Here is a 21,207-nt window from a genome sequence, read left to right as displayed (position 1 = left end):
GGCCCGGCGTCGCGCAGGTAGTTGCAATACGACTCGTAGCTCGGCAGCCCGAGTTCACGCAGCCGCCGCGCCAACCGCCCCTGCACCAGCTGGCGCTTGTTGGGGCCGAGCACGATGCCGGCGTTCTCACCGACCACGTGCCGAATGAAGTCGAACTCGGCGTCGCCGAGCTGAGGTCCATAATGCGCGGCGTCGGAGGACGAAGCGGAAGCGGAAACTGAAGTCGGCATGATGGACGTTGTTCTTCGAGTGTGCGCAACGGCCCCGCGGGCGGGCCGTCATTCACTTTTCATCGGTTAGGCAGCGGGACTCAGCGCCACTCCCGTGACGTCTGCGCCGATCAGTTGATCGATGTCGAGCAGCATCACCATGCGGCCCGACACAGCAGCCAAACCTTCGATGAACTCGGTGCTGACGTGCTCGCCGAACTCCGGCGCCGGCTTCACGTCATTGGCGGCCACGTCGATCACGTCCGAGACGCCATCGACGACCACGCCGAAATCGCGACGACCGCCGGCCGATTCCACCGACAACACGATGATCACCGTGAGCGGGGTGTACTCGGCACGCTGCAGGTTGAAGCGCATGCGCAAGTCCACGATCGGGACGATCGAACCGCGCAAATTCAACACGCCGAGCACGTGGCTCGGAGCCTGCGGAATGCGCGTGACCGGAGAATAGCCACGTATTTCCTGCACACGCAGGATGTCGACGCCGTATGTCTCGTCGCCCAGGGTGAAGGTCAACACCTGGTTGGAACCGGCAGCGGCAGCATCGATCTGCGCGGCAACTTGATTGGTCATGAAACGAATCTCCTCACTGGCTGCCTAGGTTTCGGCGCCGGCTCGGTGCCAGCGTCAGTAGCAGCGCTCTTGATGGTTATCGGCGTATCCCGGCACACAATGAGTAAGGCATTCACTGCATCCGAGGTGCGCCGCTTCCGGCCTTCCGGATTACGTCTAGAAGTCACTCCACTGGCTGTCGTCGCCGCTGGCGCGAGCCAGAGGCACCTGCGAGCCCGAGGACGCCGCAGATCGGACCGGCTTGACCGAGCCCAGGCCAGCCTTACGGACGGCGGTGGGACGCGGGCGAGTGACCGGAGCCGCCTGACGCACGCCTTCAGCATGCTGGGTCGGGTGCTGCTGAGCAGGCGCGCCCGAACCCTTGATGCCGGTGCCGTCGGCCCGGTGGAAATAGCCGATCTGCGAGACCAAGGTGCCGGACTGCTGTTCCATGGACTTGCTGGCCGCGGAGGCCTCTTCCACCAGCGCAGCGTTCTGCTGCGTGACGTTGTCCATCTGGCTGACGGCATTGTTGACCTGTTCGATGCCGGCCGACTGCTCTTCGGACGCCGCGGCGATCTCGGCCACGATGTCAGTGACTTTCTTGACGCTTTCCATGATCTCCGACAGCGTCTTGCCGGACTCGTCGACCAGCTCCGAGCCGACCTTGACCTTGTCGACCGAGTCGTTGATCAGACCTTTGATTTCCTTCGCGGCGCTGGCGCTGCGCTGAGCGAGGTTGCGCACTTCGGTCGCGACCACCGCGAAGCCGCGGCCCTGTTCGCCAGCTCGCGCCGCTTCCACGGCGGCGTTCAACGCCAGCAGGTTGGTCTGGAAGGCGATCTCGTCGATGACGCCGATGATGTCGGCGATCTTGCGGCTGGAGTTGTTGATCTCGCCAACCGCAGCGATGGCACGCTCGACCACGGCGCCACCTTTTTCCGCCTGCTCGCGAGCACCCACCGCCAGCTGATTGGCCTGGCGCGCGTTGTCCGCGTTCTGTTTCACCGTCGCAGTCATCTGTTCCATGCTGGAAGCGGTTTCTTCCAGAGCGGCAGCCTGTTCCTGCGTACGCTGTGAGAGATCGTCGTTACCGTGGGACAGCTGACGAGCCGCCGCGCCGACCGCATCCGCACTACCGCGCACGCCGCCGACGATTTCAACCAGTTTGCCGTCCATGCGCTTGAGCGCTTCGAGCAGCCGACCCAACTCGTCGTTGCTGTCGACGCGCACGTCGATGCCGAGTTCGCCGCCGGCGATGCGATCGGCGATGCTGACCGCCGCAGTCAACGTGCCGACGATGGAACGAATGATCAGCAGCCCGAGCAGACCGGACAAGCCGATGCCGACCACGATGGCGCCGATGATCCAGGCGCTGGCTTTCTTGAAGGATTTGTCGGCTTCGGTGCGCATTTCCTGCGCCACTGCGATCTGAGTCTTGAGCAGATTGTCGCCGGCGGTGTTGAGCTTCTCGTAAGCCGGGCGAGCCTTTTCGATCAGCGCGCTCTCGGCAGCGCTGAAATTGCCCGACTGAGCCGCCAGCAATGCTTCTTGCACCAGATTGAGCACGTCGCTGCCGTTGCTACGGAACTGGCCGACGATCTCGCGCTCTTTGTCGGTGAGTTCGGTGGCGTCGAGCTTGCGCAACAGCTCTTTCACTTCGCCCTGACGTTCCTGCAGCAGATCGAGCGCCGCTTTGACCGCCGCGGCATCCTGACGGATGACCACTTCCTCGGCCTTCTCCAGCACCGCGCGCTCATGAGTTTCGATGGTGCCGACCCAACCAGTCGGCATGAAACGATTGGAAAAAATCGCATCCAGATCGGTATTGGAAGATTTGGTGCCGCCCAGGCCGATGACGCCCACCAGGATCATCACGATCCCGGTCAACGCCAAGGTGGCGAACAGCTTGGCCTTCACGGAAATGTTCCACGTATTCATGACGTCGATTCCTTAGCTCGCTTTTGAGCCCCAACTTGCTTTTTTGACCCCAAACAATCCAGCCAGCACGCCCGTGCAATCCGTTCAGGCGGCAAAGCACCGCGCCTCGTACGCGGTGCTCGATGTGCGATCGATGTCAGTCGTAACGAATCAGGCGGCTAGCTTTTGCGTGGCGACTCGAATCAATCCAGGCACATCCAGAATCAAGGCCACGGCGCCATCCCCCAGGATGGTGGCGCCCGACACGCCATCGACGCGACGGAAATTGGTCTCCAAGGATTTGATGACCACTTGCTGTTGACCCAGCAAATCGTCGACGAACAGACCGACTTTGCGGCCCTCGCCTTCCACCACCATGATCAAACCTTCGTGCAATTGCGTGGTGCGCGGCTCCACACCGAACACTTCGTGCAGCCGGACTACCGGCACATAAGCATCGCGGAACCAGAACACTTCGCCTTGACCCGCGACCCGATTCACCATGCCCTGCTTCAACTGCAGCGACTCGATGATGGTGATCAGCGGCACGATATAAGTCTCGGTGCCCACCGCCACCGACTGACCGTCGACGATGGCCAGCGTCAACGGCAGAGTGATGATGAAGCGCGAACCCTTGCCCAGCTCGGAGCGCACTTCGATGCTGCCGCCCAGCTCCTTGATGTTCCGGCGCACCACGTCCATGCCGACGCCGCGGCCGGAAATGTCGGTGGTCTGCTCGGCGGTCGAGAAACCCGCCATGAACACCAGTTCGTAAATCTGTTCGTCGGTCAGCGTGTCGTTGGGGCCGACCAGATTGCGCTCGCGCGCCTTCTTCAGGATGCGGTCCTTGTTCAAGCCGCCGCCGTCGTCGCCGACTTCGACGGTGATGCTGCCGCCCTTGTGATACGCGTTCAGATAGACCGTGCCGGTGGCCGACTTGCCGGCGGCCGCGCGCACGTCCGGCATTTCGATACCGTGGTCGACGCTGTTACGCACCAGGTGCACCAGCGGATCGCCGATCTTTTCCATGACCGTCTTGTCCAGCTCGGTCTGGTCGCCGGTCATCTTCAATTCGACGTTCTTGCCCAGGCGCTGACTCAAGTCACGCACCATGCGGGGGAAGCGGCTGAACACGAAGCTGATGGGCAACATGCGCACGCGCATGACGCTTTCCTGCAGCTCGCGAACGTTTCTTTCCAAAGTCGCCAGGCCCGAACGCAACTGCTCGGCAGCCGCGCCGCTGACCTTGGCGCCCAGCTGAGTGAGCATGGACTGCGTGATCACCAACTCGCCGACGGTGTTCATCAACTCGTCGATTTTTTCGGTGCTGACGCGGATCGAGCCGCCGTCCGGAGCGCCGGCCTTCGGTGCTTCGGCAGGAGCTGCGGCCGGATGATGAGCCGGCTCGGCGCTCGCCTTCGGCGCTTCCGCCGCAGGCTTGGCGTCCGCGATGTTCACTACGTTGGAAGGTTTCGCTTCCGGCGCAGCGGCCGGGGCGGGAGCGGCAACTGCAGCCACCGGCGCAACCGGCACGGCCTCTTCGCTGATCTTCAGCTCGCAATCGCCTTCGGCCCAGTCGAACACCTGATTGATCACTTCGCGCGTGGCATCGGTATCCAGCGTCAGGTCCCAGGCCAGGTAACAGGATTCGGGATCCAAATCGTCCAGCGACGGCAACGCGTTGCCATCCAGCGTGACGGCGAGCTCGCCGACCTCGGCCAACTCACGCAACATGCGCAACGGATCGTTACCGTGCACGAACAGCTGCGGATAGGGACGGAACTGAATGCGCCAACGATGCGCGGCACTCGGCTTGGCAGCTTCGACGACGGCAACTGGAGCCGGCGCAACAGCGACTGGGGCCGGAGCAGCCACCGGCGCGGGCGCCTGACTCTTCTGCGCAATCGCCAGCTCGAGATCGAATTGCAGATCGGCGACCTTCTGGGCGTCGATCGCTTCCTTACGCTGTACCGAACGCAGCATGTCTCGCATCACGTCCACTGACTTCAACAGCAGGTCGGTGATGTGACGAGTCACTTGCATGCGGTTGCCGCGCAACTCATCCAGCAAGGTTTCGCAAGTGTGAGTAAACGAGGCCACTTCGGAGAAGCCGAAGGTCGCGCTGCCGCCCTTGATGGAGTGGGCCACGCGGAAAATGGTACCGATCAGCTCCGGCTCGGCCGCGCCAATGGTGAGTTTGAGCAGCGCCGCTTCCATCGAGTCGAGCGCTTCGAAGCTCTCTTCGAAAAAGGCGTCATGAAATTGAGCAAGATCGATGGCCACTGTATTACCTCAACACTCGATGCATGGTTGCTACCAGTTGCGCCGGATCGAAAGGCTTCACGATCCAGCCGGTGGCACCCGCGTCCTTACCTTCTTTTTTACGGTCCGGGCCCGCTTCGGTAGTCAACATCAAAATGGGCGTATGACGGTAGGCCGACTCGGCGCGCAAGGCGCGAATCAACTCGATACCGTCCATCACCGGCATGTTGACGTCGGAGAGCACCAGATCGAAGCCCGCAGTGCGCGCCAGCTCGAGCGCTTCCTGACCATCGCTGGCGGAAGTCACATCGAAACCAGCACTAGTCAGCGCGATGCGGACCATGTCACGCATCGAGGGAGAATCGTCGACGGCCAGAATCCGCGTCATGCGGCAACTCCTTTTGAATCGAAGCCGAGCAGTGCACCGATGCCGAGCAAGCGCACTGCGTCCTGCAGCGCCTGCGACTCACCTCGCCAGGTGATGCTTTGCTTACGACCGCTGCGATCGCGCACGAAGGCGCACAGCAGCTGCATGGTCGCGGTATCGACACGTTCGACAGCGCTCACGTCCACAGTCACAGCGTCGCTGTGCTTGGCAATGGCGCAAAGAGAAACTTTGAGGGCAGCCGCGTCTTTCACGGTGCAGTTGGAATTCAGTACCACCACCGGCTCGGCGGCGACCGGCTCGATGGTCTCGGCGACCACGGTGTCGGCATGGGCGTCGACCACCTCAGCGGCGACGTCATCTATAGAAGTCTCGGCGACGGCTTCCAGCACGACCGTTGCAGCGGCCACGACCTCCACGCCCGCAGCCTCGGCGGCCGGTGCGGTCTTGGCAGAGCGTTTGCGCTTACTGGTTTTCATGACAGCTGCTAGGTGATCCAACGCGGTAGTGCTACTGATTTCACAGATTCTTGGTTCATATCGGCAGGCATCAGGCTGGGCTTTAGATGGCAGTTAGGTGAGCCACGTCGCACTACTTAACCGTGGTTGCCTCAAGCTCCGGGATTCCCTGCCGTTAAATTGGTGAAGCAGTTCACTGAACTCGCAAGAGCCGTCTCAACCATGCGTATCGACCTGGTGGACTTTCGCAGTACCAGCCCGGCCGGGAGCACTAGCCCGAGCCTGCTGTCGGAGTGGCGCGTTGGCGCGCTCCTGCAGGCCGTGGCCGTGCGCGAGGCTGCCAGCGGTCAGCTGTGGCTCGATATCGGCGGTCAGCGCCACTCGGCGCGTCTGGCCAATGGCAACAACGCCGGTCCCGCCAATGGCGAAGTACTGAACGTCCGCGTGCTGCGTAACAGCCCGGTGCTGGCGCTGGAAACGCTCTCCTCCGCTACTACCGTGACGGCCGATGCCGAAGCAACCGTGGTTGCCGATGCCATGCGCCGGTTCGTACCCCGCCAGGAAAGCGCAGCGTTGCTGCTGGCAAATCTTTCTTGGCTGGCCCAGGGCAAGAATGGCGCGAGCGAATTACCCAAAGCCGTGATGCAGGCCGCATCCCAGCTCTGGCAGGCTTTGCCTGATGCCGAATCCCTCAGCGATCCTAAGAGCCTGGCCAGCGCCATCCTGCGCTCCGGCACTTTTCTGGAAGCCAATCTGGCCGACACGGCTCGGGGCGCGGCCAATGCCAATGTTCTGAGCAACGATTTGAAAGCCTTGATGCTGACGTTGAGCCGCACCTTGAAGGAGCACGGCGCGCGTCCCAACGCTGCTTTCTCCGATAGCGGCGTGAATGCACCGATTCCGAACGCACGCGGCCCGCTGACTGCGCTCAGCTCGGCGCCGGCCACGTTTTCGATGCTCGAAGCCACCAATCAACAGCTCAACGAACTGTCCCGCCAGACCGATGGCGCCATCGCCCGCCTGACCACCACCCAAATCACCAACACCGCACCCGATCCGACGGTGCAATCGATGCTGGTGGAGTTGCCGGTGCGTCATGAAGACAAGGCCAGCATGCTTCGTCTGCGCATCGAGCATGATGGCTCGCGCAAACGTTCCGGCGGCGAGGATTCGTGGAGCGTGGAAGCCGCCATGGATCTGGGACAGGTCGGCGCTTTGCACGCCAAAGTCACATTGACCGGTCATCGTATCGGCGTGCAATTGCGGGCCGAATCGCCCGGTATCGTCGATGCGCTGACCGCTCGTGCCGGTGAATTGGAAGCCATCCTGCGCGAGTCCGGCCTGGAGGTCGATCGGATCGTTTGTTTGCATGGCATGCCGGCCGGTGACAGGGGCACTCGCGCTGTGCGTCTACTGGATGTACACGCATGAACGAACGCCCTCGCCCACCGATTGCCGTCGCCCTCCACTACAACGCCAGCGGTAACGGCGCTCCGCGCGTCGTTGCCAAAGGCGGCGGTGAGATCGCGGAAAAGATCATCGAAACCGCGCGCGAACACAACGTGCCGCTGCAGGAAGATGCAGCGCTCGCCAGCGCATTGTCGAAATTGGAAATCGGACGCGAGATTCCCAAAGAGCTGTATCAAGCAGTCGCCCACGTGCTGGCGTTTGCCTGGTCGATTGCCGGCAAGAGCAGCGTCGCGCCGGAGCCGACGCCGGCGGTCGAGCCCAACCCCTTGCAAGAACGCCCGCTGCCGTTGCCGGTCCCCAGATATTTCTGAGCACCGCGCTCGGCTCTTGCGTCGTAACGCCAGATCGCCGAGCCTCACGCCGTGAAATCCAGCGGCCGACTAATACTCGCTCTATTTGCTTTGGTGTTACCGCAGCTCACCGGCTGCACGCTGGCCAAGCTGCGCAGCGAGTCGGCACAGTTCTACGACGCCACCGTGCTGGTGGGCCGGGTCTGGGGACCCGACAATTGGTATGGCCCGGTGATCGTGGCCGCCACCACCAAACACGAGGGTCGCACCGTCATCGTCCACCGAGTCCGGCTGCACGAACCCGGCGGCTATGAGCTGATCGTCCCCGACGGTCGCTACACGCTCATCGCCTATGGCGACAGCGATGGCAACGGCTTGCCCGACGACACCGACCCAGCCGGCCTGCGCGCGGAACAAGTGCGGGTGGCTGCGAACGGACTCATCACGTTGTTGGATATTCCGTTGACCGCGGAACAGATCGGAACGGTCCGCGCCGTCCTGCCTGCCGACTCCGGACCGGCTCCTACCCACAGCACTCAAGCCGGCGCGATCGCGGACCTGCAATCACCGGCGTTTGCGACCACGAGTGGCAGCCTCGGCTATTGGACGCCGCTCGAAGCTTTCCGCGCCACCGGCGGCAACATCTATTTCCTCGAGCCGTACGATCCCGCGCGCACACCCGTGCTGTTCGTGCATGGCGCGGTCGGATCGGCACAGGACTGGCGCTACTTTTTCGACCGGCTGGATCGCACTCGTTACCAGGCCTGGTTCTTCCAATATCCGTCGGGCTCGTCGCTGGACTCGATGTCTCATCTGCTCTATTGGAAATTGCTCAACCTGCAGCTGCGTTATGGCTTTCAACGCCTCGATATGGTCGCTCACAGCATGGGCGGCTTGCTGACACGACGTTTCCTGTTGGATCACGGCGCTCAATTTCCGCAGATCACGCGCTTCGTCACTATCTCGACGCCCTGGGGTGGAGAAACCACGGCGACACTCGGCGTGAATCATTCCCCGGCGGTGGTGCCGTCGTGGCGGGACATGCAGCCCGAAGGTGCGTTTCTGAAACGTTTGTTCGAGCGGCCGCTGCCCGCTGGCGTGTCGTATTCGTTGTTGTTCGGACATCGCGGCGGCTACAACTTGTTTCGGCCGACCACGGACGGCACGGTCACGCTCGCTAGTCAGCTGCGCGGTGAAGCTCAATCAAGCGCGGGCTTCATGATGGGGTTCGACGAGGATCACACCAGCATCTTGTCGTCACCGGCAGTGTTAGCGCAGGTCACGCAGTTGCTCGACTCAGGCAACGGCACCGATCAGGCAGGTCGCCTGCAAATCGATCTGTCATTCGACGGTGAATATCAGACGGCCGGTGGCGTGCCGGCGCTGATTCTGCAGCGGTTGGACGGCGACGATGCTCAGCGCCAACGTCCTTCCTTGCTGCCGCTGGCTGCGACCGCAGGCTCACGCACAATCGGCCCAATCCAAGCCGGCGAATATGAGATCAAACTGCTCGCCACGGGTTTTTGTAGCACGCCGGATCGATTGGTCACGCGGATCGAGCGTGGCGAGGCAGTGCCGTTGCAATTCCAACTCACGCCGCAAGGCTGGTTGTCGGGCTACATCGTGAGCGCAACCGATACGCTGACTCATCCGGCGGGCAGTTATCGGGCACCGGAGCCGGTGCTGCCGATTAGGGAAATCGTCATCGAGGGGCCGAGTGGGCGGCGACGGTTGGTGCCGCGTCCGCATGACGATCCGGATTCGGAAATCGCTGCGCAGCTGGGAGCGCGCGACGATGCAGTGGGAGCACTCTTCAGCTTTGTGGATCTGGCCGCTGGCGAGTACCAGCTGACCATCGTGGCTGACGGCTATCAGCCACATGTTTCTCGACATCACGTGGAGCCCGGCGTCGTGTTGCCCGCGAGCCCCTTCGTGTTACGACCGATTCAGTAACTTCAGCCGACTACGCTCAACAACGAACCGCGCTTGCGGCCAGTCGCTTGCGGCTGCTGCTGCGGAGCTTCCGCGACCTGCGGTTGCTGCACCGGCTGACGCTCCTGCTGACGCGCATTCCAGGCAGCCACTTCGGGCTGTGCTTTGGCGGCATGCAGACGGGTCAACAATTCCGCTTCATGACGAGTGATGCCGCAGTTGGCGACCATCTCTTCGGGCGCCGAGCCGTTCTTGGCCATGCGCATCGCGAGGTCGTAACCCCGCGCTTGAGGATTGGCGACGACCGCAGGCATCTGCGGACGACGGGATTCGGATTCGGCACGCTCGCTCATCGCTTCGATGCGCGCGCTCATGATGGTCACGGTCTCGTGCAAGCTGCGCATTTCGCCGAAAGCGCGCTCCAGCTGAGCCCGCAGAGCCTGCGACTCGCGCTCGTCCGACCGGCGCCAGCGAGAGAACGCCACCGCGAACACCCAGAAAGCACCGATCAAGGCCACGGCGCGACCCGCGATCAGGAGGGTTTCCAACGAGGGATTGGGCAGAATTTCAAACATGGCAGCTCCCGTGACTTGGCTCACATTTCCGGACACCGCAAGAGGCTTCGATCCGTCGGTGTCAAACCTTTGGCGCAAACCATTGGTCTCGATAACAGACGAAGCAGGATGCGTGCCACGCCCGGCGGGCTGCCCCGGATGCGGCGGGCTTTTGCGAACGGGTTAACGTTTTGGCGGCCTGGGTAGGCACTGATCGCAATGGGACAGCCCTGGACGATTGGGCCCGGCCGGCAAGGCTTACAGACGGTTCAGGCTGACGGACGGGCCAGCTCGGCCCACAGCGAGGTGGCGGCGTCGGCCAGGGATTGGGTTTGCGCGCTCGCCAATGCCAAATCGCCGGCGCGGGCCGCGGACTCGATTTCGCCGGCGCATCGACCCATCGCCGAAGCACCGACATTCAGACTGGCGCCCTTCAACGCGTGCGCTTCCCGCAGGACCTGCACCAGGTCGCCGGCAGCGAACGCTTGCTCGAGTCGCGCAAGGATGGCCGTAGCACTCGCTCGATAAGTGTCGAGTAACTCGCGCTCGAACTGCGCATCGCCGCCGGTGATTTCGAGCAGCTGTGTGCGATCGAGCACGGGGACGGTGTTCATCGCGCGAGCAAAGTCTCAGCTCGCCTTCGACACCATCCTGGCTGTTACCTATTCTTTGCTTTGCAGGCGCGCGGCCTGAGCTTCGGTGCGAGCTTTCTGCAGCGCTTTGCGCATGAAGGCGAAGTTCGACGAGCCGCCGTGTTCTTTCAAGTGAGCCAACGCTGCATCCGTCAACTCGACGGCGCCGTCGACATCGCCCATGCGTCGCTTCAGCTCGGCACTATCGATTGCCAACTGCAGATAGTCCATATCGAATTCTTCCGGCACGTCGAGCGGTCCACGTTGTGCCAATGCCGCCCGGGCCGCGGGCAGATCATTGTCGGCCAGAGCGACATCGATGACCGCGGCTATATACGAATCCGCGTTTTGCGCCGGCGTGTCGTAGAACATGGGCAACTGAGCCACATGCGCCAACTCGGCTTTGGCGGCAGCCACTTTTCCTTGAGAGGCCAACGCACGCGCGCGCACAGCGGAGAACTGCACGCCGTTGGGAACGAAACGTTTGCCGAATTCCAACCAGTGATCCGTGTATGGCGCCAGCACCGCCAATGCCTGCGTGGGTCGCCCTTCTAACAACAGCCCGTGCGCTTTATAGACGGCCGTATCGAATTCCACCGCCGTCGGTTTGGCAACGTGTTCGGGCGACAGCACCAGATCGAAATACTCGTGCGCTTCCTCGAAGCGACCGGCCTGATGCAACGCCTGACCGTACAGTCCCAAATGAATGCGCGTGTACAACGAACCATCGCCGGCGTGTTGTCGCAGCAGCTTGATGCCTTTGTCGTAGTCGCGCAGCGCATCGTCGACCCAGCCCAACTGCATCTCACAAAACGCCGCCCACGCATAGGCCGCACCGAGATCGCTGTAGGCCTGCAGGTTGGCCTTCTGAAACACTTCGGCAGCCGCCTGAAAGTGCTGTACGCCGCCGCGCATATCGCCCTGAGTCCGCAACAGCTGACCGAGCGCAAATACCGCATTGAAATGACCGGGGTCGTTCGGATAGCGCTGCTTGAACAATTCCACGGCGGAACTGACCAGGCGAATTTCTTCAGCCGGATCGGGCGAGAACTGCGCAATGGTCGTTCCCAAAGCGCGAGCACGCAGCAGCGAGGTCTGATCATCACGCGCATCCAGAACCTGCAACGCTTCATTGCGAGCCGCAGCTGCTTCTTCGCCCCTGCCCAACAAGCGACCGGCAGTAGCAACGCCGATCAAGGCTTCGACGTAATCGTCGCTGTCGGTGAGTTGCAGTTCGCGAGCGAGCTTCGCCGATTCTCGCGACAACACCCCAGCGCGATCGAATTCGTTGATATCGATCAGCAGCCGCGCCACTGTGTTCATCACTTCCATGCGCACCGAAGGCGCATCGCTGAACTGATGCAACACTTTGTCGCTGGCGTCGACCAGCAACTCATGGACGGACATGTTGCGCGCCTTGAGCGCATCGGGCTGCAGCCTAGTGTTCTTCTCGAACAAGGCAGTGAGGAAGGACTGCACGGCACGCTGCTTGCGCACTTCTTCCTGCGCGATCAGCGTCTGCTCGGCAGCGATGCGAGCTTGCCAGGTCGTGGTCACGATGCCAGCCACCAATGCGAGCGCCGCCAATGACGCCGCCGCCACCGCGTACTTGTGCCGACTCATGAACTTGCCAGCGCGATATCGCAGCGAATCGCCCCGCGCTCGCACCGGCATGCCGTCCAGGTAATGCCGCAGATCTTCGGCGAACTGCTCGACGCTGGCGTAGCGGCGTTCCGGCTCCTTGCGTAGCGCCATCAACAGCACGTTATCCAGATCGCCTTTCAGCGCCCGCCGCATCCGCTTGCGCGAGAACGGCGACGTGCCCTCCAAGGACGGACGCACCCGCGTCTCGTTGACCGCAGTACTTGGTTTGCTCGGCGCCGAGTCACTGAGGATCTCGACGGCCCGCTCGGCGGCATTGTCTTCGCGATACGGGCTGCGACCCGTCAACAGTCGATACAGCACCACGCCCAGCGAATACACGTCGCTGGCGGTGGTGATGGGATCGCCGCGCACCTGTTCCGGGCTGGCGTATTCCATGGTCATCACGCGCACGTGGGTGGCCGTCATCTCCGGCGATTCGGTGGCCTGCTCCGACTCGACCAGCTTGGCGATGCCGAAGTCCAGCAGTTTCACCGTGCCGTCGGCGGTGACCAGAATGTTGCCGGGCTTCAAGTCCCGGTGCACCACCAGGCGCTGATGCGCGAAGCTGACGGCCGCGCACACTTGCAGGAACAACCGCACCCGCTGCGTGATGCTCAGTTCCCGCTCTTCGCAATACACGTCGATGGCTTTGCCGGCGATCAGCTCCATGACCAGATACGGCACGCCGTCGTCGGTGGCACCGCCATCGATCAGACGCGCGATATTGGGATGTTCGAGCTGGGCCAGGATCTGGCGTTCGGAACGGAACCGCCAGGCGACGCGGGACGCATCGTGATCCACGCGCACCAGCTTGATGGCCACGCGCGAGTGATAGTGATCGTCGGCGCGTTCGGCCTGATAGACCTCTCCCATGCCGCCGCGCCCGATCAGCTCGATGAGGCGATACGGCCCCAGGCGCGATCCAATGCGTAGCTTTGGGAAGATCGGTTCGGTCATGCAGCTGGCGAAGCGGGGCCCGCTTCGGACGGGCCCGCTATTCTGCATGAGTTCACGGCACGACTGAGTAGCCTGCCGTAAAAATTTCACAATCGGGCGCCAACAGCGCCGGATTCTTTTACGCTGCCGGCGTGGCGCTCGGGTAAACGCCCAACAACACGCGTGCGAAGTGGCGCTTGACTACGTTGTGACACTGGCAGGCGCGCCGTTCCAAGCCGGCCTGATCGACGATCTGCAAGCCGCCACGACGGGTCTGGATCAAGCCATGCTCGCGAAACACTTGCAGTAACCGGCTGGCGTAGTTGCGGCCGATGCCGACCATCGCCGCCAGCTGTGCATGAGTCAACGGCAGGTCGCGATCCTCGCGCCGTTCCATCGCGTCGATGATCCATTTCGCCAGCCGCTGCTCGATGGAGTGCGCGGCGTTACAGGCGCTCGACTGGAAGATCTGCGCCAGCAAGCAGTCGGCGTAACGAGCGAACAGGTGCGCGGCATACCGCGAGCGATCCTGGATCGCCTGCAGATCGGCCAGCCGCAATCTCAGGAACGGGCCGCCGAACTGGACCACGATGCGCGTGAACGCCGGCACGTCGCCATGACTGACGATGCCGCCGACCGCGCCTTCCTTGCCCACCAGCACCGTCTCCACTTCCTGCCCGTCTTCGGTCACGACCCGGAACGAGGCCACGCTCGGGCCGCAAGGGAAGTACACCGTGCCCACCGAATCGCCCGGGCTGTAGAGCACCTGATCGGGCTGCGCGCCCACCCATTCCACGTGGCGCTGAAACAGCTCGAAATCCTGGTCGTTCAATAATTGCAGCAGCCGATTGTCGGGACGCTGCTGGCTGGCAGCGTGGCCGTTACCGTTGGCAATTCCCAGTGCAACCATGATTCACCCCGCTTTATTCTCTAAATGTTCGCTGTAGGAAAGAACTGTACAATTTTGTACCGACCCGATTGGGACAGTCCCGTAGGCTAGTCCCCCCTACAAAACCACGAGCCGCTGTAAAATCTCGCAATGACTGCCAGCGCCTCGGTGGACCTGACCAATTGCGATCGCGAGCCCATCCATTTGCTGGGCGCTATCCAACCGTTCGGCTTCCTGCTCGCGGTCTCCACGCCCGACTGGTTCGTGCAGCGTGTTTCAAATAACGTCGGCGAGTGGTTAAAAGTTGCACCCGCCGAGATGCTCGGCCGGTCGCTGTTCAACTTCATGAATGCCGAGGCCATTCACACGCTGCGCAATCAGCTGCACATCGTGAACATGACCGGCACCACGGCGCGGCTGTTCGGCATCCATATCGACGACTCGCAACGCCGCTTCGACCTGGCGATTCACATGTCCGAAGCGCTGGTGGTCATAGAATGCGAACCCAGCGTCCCCGATAGCTCAGTCAATGCCAGCGCGCTGGTGCGCGGCATGATGAATCGCGTGCAAGCCATGCGAGACCCGCGCACGCTGAGCCGAGTCGCGGCCCGGGAACTGCGCGCCCTGACCGGTTTCGATCGAGTGATGGTGTATCGCTTCGCGCACGACGACTCGGGCGAGGTCATTGCCGAGTCCGCCAACCCCGGCATCGATTCGTTCCTGGGCCTGCACTACCCGGCCAGCGACATTCCTCGCCAGGCTCGCATCCTGTACGAACGCAATTGGCTGCGGATCATCCCGGACATCGAAGCCACGCCCGCGCCCATCCAACCCAGCCACGGCAGCGACGGCAAGCCCCTCGATCTGTCGCAAAGCGTGTTACGCAGCGTCTCGCCCATCCATATCGAATATTTGCGGAACATGGGGGTGCGCGCCTCCATGTCCGTGTCGATTCTCAGGGAAGGTCGGCTGTGGGGTTTGTTCGCCTGTCATCACTACGGGCCGCTGCACGTCAGCTTCGAACGGCGCACCGCTGCGGAGCTGTTCGGCCAGATGTTTTCGTTGCTGATGGAGAATCGCGAACGGGAAGCCGAGAGCGGTTACGAAACTCGGGCGCGCGAACTGCACGACCGGTTGGTGCTCAACATGGTGAGCGCCGAAAACCGTACCGATAGCATCGTCACCCATCTGGACGACATCGGCGACCAACTCGCCTGCGACGGCATCGGGCTGTCGCTCGAAGGCGAGGTGACCTTGAATGGCATGACGCCGGACCGGCAACAGTTCGCCGAGCTGATCGAACACATTCGCGCTTCGGTCGCGACCTCCGGCAACTACGCCACCAACGAGATTCGCGCCACCCACCCGGCCGCAGCCGAATTTCAGGAACTTGCCGCCGGTATGTTGGTGATGCCGCTGTCCAGGCTGCCACGCGACTATCTGGTGTTCTTTCGACGCGAAGTGGCGCGCACGGTGAATTGGGCCGGCGATCCGCACAAGCCAGTGACGGTGGGCCCACTCGGGGCCCGACTGACGCCGCGCAAGAGCTTCGAGCTGTGGCGTGAGACTGTGACCGGCCAGTCAGTGCCGTGGTCGCCGGCGGATCGACGCATCGCCGACGGGCTGCGCGTCAGTCTGCTGGAAGTGATTCTGCGCTTGTCGGATCAAACCGAAGACGAGCGGCGCCGCGCCATGCAACGTCAGGACTTGTTGATCGCCGAGCTGAATCACCGAGTGCGTAACATCCTCGGCCTGATTCGTGGCCTGATCAATCAAAGCCAGGATCCCAACCTGACCACGGTGCAGTTCACTGAATTGGTCGGAGCTCGCATCCAAGCCATGGCGCGCGCTCACGATTTGATTACCGCCGATCACTGGGGGCCGGCGCTGTTCAGCGCTTTGATCGAGTCGGAAGCCGGCGCGTATTTGAATGGCGGTGCGAATCGCGTGCAGTTGCTCGGCCCCGATGCCCGATTGCAGCCGCAAGCGTTCAGCGCACTCGCCTTGGTGATGCACGAGATGCTCACCAACTCAGCGAAGTATGGTGCGCTGACCGATCGTCGCGGCAGCGTGACCCTCGACACCAAGTTGGACGCCTCAGGCAATTTCATCATCGACTGGCGCGAACGCGGCGGTCCGCCGGTGCAAGCTCCCAAGCGGCGCGGTTTCGGCAGCACCGTGATCGAGCGCACCATTCCCTATGAACTCAAAGGCGAGACGCGGGTCGATTTCGAACTCAGCGGTGTACACGCTTGTTTTCTGATTCCCGCGATCTATGTCCACCGCGTGGACCAGTCGACCGCACCAGTCGAAGCCGCACCGACTCCGGCGCCGGAACTGGTCGCGATGCCGAGCGATATTCTGGTGGTCGAGGACAACCTGATCATCGCGCTCGACGCCGAGGACGTGTTACGCAAACTGGGCGTGAGAGAGATTCGGACCGCGAGCAATGTCAGTGCGGCGCTCGCGCTGCTGGCAGAGCGCGTCCCTGAGTTCGCTTTACTGGATGTGAATCTGGGTGTGGAAACCAGTTTCGAAGCGGCCGCGCGCCTGGTCGCGCTGGGCGTACCGTTCGCTTTCATGACCGGCTATGGCGAAAGCGCGTCCTTCCCAGCCGAGTTTGCGCAGATTCCTCGAATTCGCAAACCCTTCTCTCAGCAGAGCCTCGCCACGGCTCTTGGCAAACAACCCTGAGTCGACCCTGAGTCGATATGAGTCGATATGAGTCGACGGTGAGTCGACGCTGAGTAATCGAGCTGAGCGCTCAGCCCACGAACTGCAACGCGAACAATTTCACCTGATCCTGTTCCGCCATCTCGACCATGCGCTGAAAGTGCATGCCACAGTGTTGCAGAATCCGAATGGAACGTTCGTTGTCGGGCGACGTGATCGCGAGAATGCGCGGCAAGCCATGCTGACGATGGCCGTACTTGAGCACGGCATCGGCGGCCTCGAGCGCGTAGCCCTTGCCCCAGTACTCCGGCAGAAACGCATAGCCGATGTCAGGGTCGGGCAACGTGTCTCGCTTCAGCAGCCCGCAAGCGCCGACCGCGGCGCCAGTCTCTTTCAACTCGACCAGAAACATGCCGAAGCCGTAGCGCTCGTACATGTCCAGCGGTCCGCTGCGTAGATAATTGCGCGCATCTTCCAAACTGCGCACGTGTTTATCGCCGATGTAGCGCAGCCAGGCTGGCTCGTTGACCAGACGCCGAATGAATTCGGCATCCTCGAGCGTCAGCCGGCGCAGCACCAGCCTATCGGTCTCCAGAACGCGCATGGCATCCCCCGTCGGTAGTGCAGTCGGGTCGATGCTACAGGCTTTCCAGAACGCCCAGCAATTCGCTGGCGGTGTGGGTCCAGGTAAAGCGTTTGGCCCGCTCCAGGCCGGCGGCCACGTTGCTGGCGCGCAGTTCTTTATCGTTGAGCAACCGATCGATGCCGGCGGCGATGGCGTCGACCGAGTCGGGATTCACCAGCAATGCCGCGTCACCGGCAATCTCCTTGGTACCGAAACGGTCCGAGGTGAGCACCGGACAACCACAGGCCATGGCTTCCATGATGGGCATGCCCACCGACTCGTACAACGACGGCAACAACAAGCCCTCGGCCAGCTGATACAGCGCCGGCAGGTCCTTATTCTCAATCCAACCCGGCCAACGCACCCAATCGCTGATGTGCTGCCGTTTGGGTTCGTCCAGCTCATGTTCGGACAAGTAACGATTGCTGCCACCGGCGATCACCAGCGGCACGCCTTGCGCCGGCCCGACCTTGGCATAGGCCTGAATCAGTCGCGTGAAATTCTTCGGCGGATACACAGCGCCGCAATACAAAACAAAGCGCGGCGGCAAGGAGAAGCGTTGCCGGATCTGTTCCAACTGCTGCGGCGTCGAACGCTGACGAAAGGCGTCGCTCAGCCCGGAATAAATGGTGTGGATACGCTCGCGTGGCGCTTGCAAATATTTTTGCAAATGTTGAGTCGTGACCTCGGACACTGAGATCAGCGCGTCCGCCTTGGCCACGTAACGCGGCACCAGGAAGCGATGACTGAGCCGATCCAGCAACGGCGACGCCTGCGGCATGGCGTACCAGTCCAAACCGTGACACACCCACGACGTCTTGCAAGGCGCACGCAGCGGAATGGAATATTTTGGGTTGAACAGTACGTCGATGCCGAAACGGCGCACCGCCTTGGGCACCTTGACCTGGTCCCAATACAGAATCGAGCCGCCCTCCAGCAGCACTTCTTCCACGCCCGGCGCATTCTCGTAGACGCCGGTGCGCTGACGATTACGGAACAACAGCACGATTTCATGCCGCCGGTTGATTTCGATCAACGAGCGCACGACTTCACGGGTATAGACCTTCACTCCGCCTTCGTGCTGGTCGAAGTGACGCAACATGATCCCTAAGCGCATGACATCAACTCATGGCTCAACGCTGGGCGCAAAAGGTCGCGAATTGTTCACGGTACTGAGCTAACGGCGTCGCATAAAACGCTTCCGCGTAACCACCCTGGGCACCGCGCGCCTGCATCAGGCCAGCGGAGCGATGCGCGTTCAAACCGATACTGGCATGGACATAGTCGCATTGTTCGAGCTGGCTGCGATATTCCTGCAGCGCTTGTTTTTTCAGTTCGACGGTGCTGTCGATACGCACCAAACAATTCGGGAACAGCGGCGTCCACACCTCGTACCCCATACATTGAAACTGCAGCTGCGTGCCGGCGGCTGCATCCAGCAGCACGCGACTGGCAGCCCGATGATCGGGATGTTCTTCCAGATAGAACGGCAAATAGACTATGTCTGGCTGCAGCTTCACCAACACGTCGCGCAGCTTCTCCGCCGCCCAAGGGCATTGGCTGAGCGCGCCGTCCTCGGCATCCAGGCAGATCATGCGGTTGGCACCAAGCCGCTGGAGCGCCGCCCGGGCTTCGGTGGTGCGCAGCTCGATCAGCTCTTGTTGCTTGCGCTCGCGTTCCTCGCCGTACAGCACGTTGGCGTCGCTGCTGCCGTTACGGCCGTCGGTTAGAAACATCACTGTGATTTGCGCGCCTCGCTGGGCATGCAACGCCAAGGTGCCGCCGCAACCAATCGTTTCATCGTCCATGTGCGGTGCAAGGACCAATACTTTTTCGCGCCCCGGCTGCCACACCATGGCCGAATGGTTGTACACGCCGGACACTTGCAACAGGCCGGACGATTGCAAATAAGGCCGCGCCGCACGGCTCAAGCGCTTCAATAGGACTTTGATTAATAGCTTCATGCCCGTTTCATCAGTGTCGCGCCGGCGCGCAGCTGCGCCTTGCGCAACGAGCCAAACAGACTGCCGTAGTACAGCAGGTCCACCAACAGATAAGAACATACCAAAGCCGCGACCGTCGCGCCGATGCCAAACAACGGCGTCAACACGATCGTCAATAACACACAGACCAGGGTACCGAAGGCAATGCGCACCGCGCGGGCCACATTCAAATTCGCCGCCAGCATCAAGCGGCCCAGCACGATTTCCATGCCCTGCGCCAGCACGATGGCCGCCATGGCGGCGATGATGGTTTCAGCCCCCGCGAAACGTTCCCCCAGCACCGGCACCAACAGCGGCGGCACCAGCAAATACATGGCCGCGGCGAGCAGCGCAGCCGCCAACGTACCGATGACAAACCCTTGCCGTGACAGTCTTTGAAATCCCGCTGGATCCGCGAATGCGTGACACAACCGCGGATAGGCCGCCACACCGATGTACACCAATGGCAAACAAGCGACCTCCACTAGTTTGAGCCCGGTCGTATAGATACCGGCGGCGGCTTCCCCGACTTGCAAAGACAGCGCAATCACGCCAATACGATTCAACAATTGACCGAGGAGGCCCACCGCGGCGAACGACCACAGCGTGTGTACACCGTCGAGCACCACTCGGCGAGCCAGATTCGGCATCAGCCGCACCTTGAACGATGCCGCCGAGCGCAGCGCCAGCACCAACATCAACAAACCGCCGGCAGCGAACGCCAGCGACGCGACATACAGCGACCAGTTGAACACCAGGATCAACAGGCCGGTGACCACGAACGCCGTGCCCCGGCCCAGCAGATTGATAAAAGCCGGCGGCAACATTTGCTGTTCGGCCATGGCCGGCACGAACAGCGTGGCGGAAAACGCCGCGCCCAGCTGATAGATGGTCATGCAGACGATGATGATCAGCATGTGCGGCAGCGGCTGGGTGATCGCCAGGTAGCCGATCAAGATCGCAATCACCGCCACCGCGATACACACCTGCGCGCCGAGCAGATTCGCAATCAGCTCCGGTCGCCGCTCGGCCGGCAACCGCGCGTACTCACGCACGCCATACTCTTCGATGCCCAGCGTGGCGGCGTAATAAACCAGGCCGGCGAGCGCGAAGCCGTAGCCGTATTCACCAGTGCCTTCCGGACCGAAACGCCGCGACACCACCAAAAACAACAGAAAATTGAGCAGGTCGGTGCCGACCCGGCAGGCCAGCAGCGAAAATGCATTCAGACCGGTCTTATGCCCCAGCGACGCTTCGGGGGAGGTTTCTGTCATTACCCGCTTTGCCTATGACGCTGCAGCGTCTGGTCCGTTATGCCGCGACTTCACAACGCGGATTTGGCAGATAACGCGCCGCGTCGACGGCGGTTCCCCAAGCGGAAGAGCGAGCCACCGGCGCCGCCGGCCTCTACTCAGGCGAACGTATTAATTAATTGTTATCTGGCGCCGACGGATACTGCCGGCACGGAGGGCACGGACGGCAGCGCGGGCGTCGCTTGAACAGTCGTCGCCACCGGTTCCGGCTGCGGCTGCGGAGCCGCCTCGATATCCGGTTTGCCACGGTCGCTGGCATAGTCGCCCTCGGGCATGCCGTTGCCGCTCAATATAACCAGCAGCACGCGACGATTCAGATTGCGGCCCTGTTCGGTATCGTTGCTTTGCGCCGGACGGAATTCGCCCAGGCCGACGATGGCCAAGCGGCGTGGATCCATGCCAGCCTGAGTGAACAAGTGCACCACGCTAGCGGCACGCGCCGCCGACAACTCCCAGTTCG

The 21,207-nt window shown here is 62.1% G+C and carries 18 protein-coding genes and 1 pseudogene; 4 read left to right on the top strand and 15 right to left on the bottom strand.

Annotation, left to right across the window (positions count from 1 at the left end):
• The 6 genes and pseudogenes from JNL55_RS08700 to JNL55_RS08675 all read right to left on the bottom strand — a co-directional run.
• Positions 1-230 (bottom strand): annotated as a pseudogene (locus tag JNL55_RS08700) (hypothetical protein); the annotation flags it as partial.
• A 66-nt stretch (positions 231-296) separates the two neighbouring features.
• On the bottom strand, positions 297-803 hold the full coding sequence (locus JNL55_RS08695) for a chemotaxis protein CheW (RefSeq protein ID WP_293852080.1): 507 nt from the start codon (positions 801-803) through the stop codon (positions 297-299).
• Between the two features lie 156 nt (positions 804-959).
• On the bottom strand, positions 960-2,723 hold the full coding sequence (locus JNL55_RS08690; protein WP_293852078.1) for a methyl-accepting chemotaxis protein: 1,764 nt from the start codon (positions 2,721-2,723) through the stop codon (positions 960-962).
• A gap of 150 nt (positions 2,724-2,873) precedes the next feature.
• Positions 2,874-4,985, bottom strand: coding sequence for a chemotaxis protein CheA (locus tag JNL55_RS08685; RefSeq protein ID WP_293852075.1), 2,112 nt, complete (start codon positions 4,983-4,985; stop codon positions 2,874-2,876).
• A 4-nt stretch (positions 4,986-4,989) separates the two neighbouring features.
• Entirely contained in the window at positions 4,990-5,352 is a 363-nt protein-coding gene (locus JNL55_RS08680) for a response regulator (protein ID WP_293852072.1), read from the bottom strand.
• Positions 5,349-5,828, bottom strand: coding sequence for a lipid asymmetry maintenance protein MlaB (locus JNL55_RS08675; protein WP_293852069.1), 480 nt, complete (start codon positions 5,826-5,828; stop codon positions 5,349-5,351). The genes JNL55_RS08680 and JNL55_RS08675 overlap by 4 nt, the downstream gene beginning before the upstream one ends.
• A 201-nt stretch (positions 5,829-6,029) precedes the next feature.
• Between JNL55_RS08675 and JNL55_RS08670 the strand changes: the two genes are divergently transcribed.
• Genes JNL55_RS08670 through JNL55_RS08660 form a run of 3 tightly spaced genes read left to right on the top strand, consistent with a single transcriptional unit; the run spans position 6,030 to position 9,520 of the window.
• Entirely contained in the window at positions 6,030-7,238 is a 1,209-nt protein-coding gene (locus JNL55_RS08670) for a flagellar hook-length control protein FliK (protein WP_293852066.1), read from the top strand.
• Entirely contained in the window at positions 7,235-7,588 is a 354-nt protein-coding gene (locus JNL55_RS08665) for an EscU/YscU/HrcU family type III secretion system export apparatus switch protein (protein ID WP_293852064.1), read from the top strand. Before JNL55_RS08670 ends, JNL55_RS08665 begins: the two co-directional genes overlap by 4 nt.
• A gap of 51 nt (positions 7,589-7,639) precedes the next feature.
• The gene (locus JNL55_RS08660; RefSeq protein WP_293852061.1) at positions 7,640-9,520 is read left to right on the top strand and encodes an alpha/beta hydrolase; all 1,881 of its coding nucleotides are present in this window, start codon (positions 7,640-7,642) and stop codon (positions 9,518-9,520) included.
• Positions 9,521-9,522: 2 nt separating this feature from the next.
• Here the strand turns inward: JNL55_RS08660 and JNL55_RS08655 are convergent, their stop codons facing one another.
• The 4 genes from JNL55_RS08655 to JNL55_RS08640 all read right to left on the bottom strand — a co-directional run bounded on the left by JNL55_RS08655 (position 9,523) and on the right by JNL55_RS08640 (position 14,175).
• Positions 9,523-10,074 (bottom strand): DUF2802 domain-containing protein, encoded by a 552-nt coding sequence (locus tag JNL55_RS08655; protein ID WP_293852058.1) that lies wholly within the window; start codon positions 10,072-10,074, stop codon positions 9,523-9,525.
• 248 nt (positions 10,075-10,322) lie between these two features.
• Positions 10,323-10,667 carry an Hpt domain-containing protein gene (locus tag JNL55_RS08650; protein ID WP_293852055.1) on the bottom strand — a complete coding sequence of 115 codons (345 nt, stop codon included), beginning with the start codon at positions 10,665-10,667 and terminating at the stop codon, positions 10,323-10,325.
• Between the two features lie 48 nt (positions 10,668-10,715).
• A complete protein-coding gene (locus JNL55_RS08645) occupies positions 10,716-13,286 on the bottom strand; it encodes a protein kinase domain-containing protein (RefSeq protein WP_293852052.1) in 2,571 nt (856 codons plus the stop codon).
• Between the two features lie 118 nt (positions 13,287-13,404).
• A complete protein-coding gene (locus JNL55_RS08640) occupies positions 13,405-14,175 on the bottom strand; it encodes a Crp/Fnr family transcriptional regulator (protein ID WP_293852049.1) in 771 nt (256 codons plus the stop codon).
• Positions 14,176-14,304: 129 nt separating this feature from the next.
• Between JNL55_RS08640 and JNL55_RS08635 the strand changes: the two genes are divergently transcribed.
• Positions 14,305-16,848 carry an HWE histidine kinase domain-containing protein gene (locus JNL55_RS08635; protein ID WP_293852047.1) on the top strand — a complete coding sequence of 848 codons (2,544 nt, stop codon included), beginning with the start codon at positions 14,305-14,307 and terminating at the stop codon, positions 16,846-16,848.
• Positions 16,849-16,918: 70 nt separating this feature from the next.
• Here the strand turns inward: JNL55_RS08635 and JNL55_RS08630 are convergent, their stop codons facing one another.
• The 5 genes from JNL55_RS08630 to JNL55_RS08610 all read right to left on the bottom strand — a co-directional run.
• Positions 16,919-17,431, bottom strand: coding sequence for a GNAT family N-acetyltransferase (locus JNL55_RS08630; protein WP_293852044.1), 513 nt, complete (start codon positions 17,429-17,431; stop codon positions 16,919-16,921).
• A 34-nt stretch (positions 17,432-17,465) separates the two neighbouring features.
• Entirely contained in the window at positions 17,466-18,569 is a 1,104-nt protein-coding gene (locus JNL55_RS08625) for a glycosyltransferase family 4 protein (protein WP_293852041.1), read from the bottom strand.
• Positions 18,570-18,585: 16 nt separating this feature from the next.
• A complete protein-coding gene (locus tag JNL55_RS08620) occupies positions 18,586-19,416 on the bottom strand; it encodes a PIG-L deacetylase family protein (RefSeq protein ID WP_293852038.1) in 831 nt (276 codons plus the stop codon).
• Entirely contained in the window at positions 19,413-20,708 is a 1,296-nt protein-coding gene (locus JNL55_RS08615) for an oligosaccharide flippase family protein (protein WP_293852035.1), read from the bottom strand. The genes JNL55_RS08620 and JNL55_RS08615 overlap by 4 nt, the downstream gene beginning before the upstream one ends.
• A 161-nt stretch (positions 20,709-20,869) precedes the next feature.
• Positions 20,870-21,207 (bottom strand): OmpA family protein (locus tag JNL55_RS08610; RefSeq protein ID WP_293852032.1); only part of this gene is annotated, 338 nt, incomplete at its 5' end.

The organism is Steroidobacter sp. (assembly GCF_016790065.1).
Lineage (GTDB): Bacteria > Pseudomonadota > Gammaproteobacteria > Steroidobacterales > Steroidobacteraceae > Steroidobacter.
Note: the sequence above shows the minus strand (reverse complement) of the source record. Positions and strands in the feature narration are given on the sequence as shown.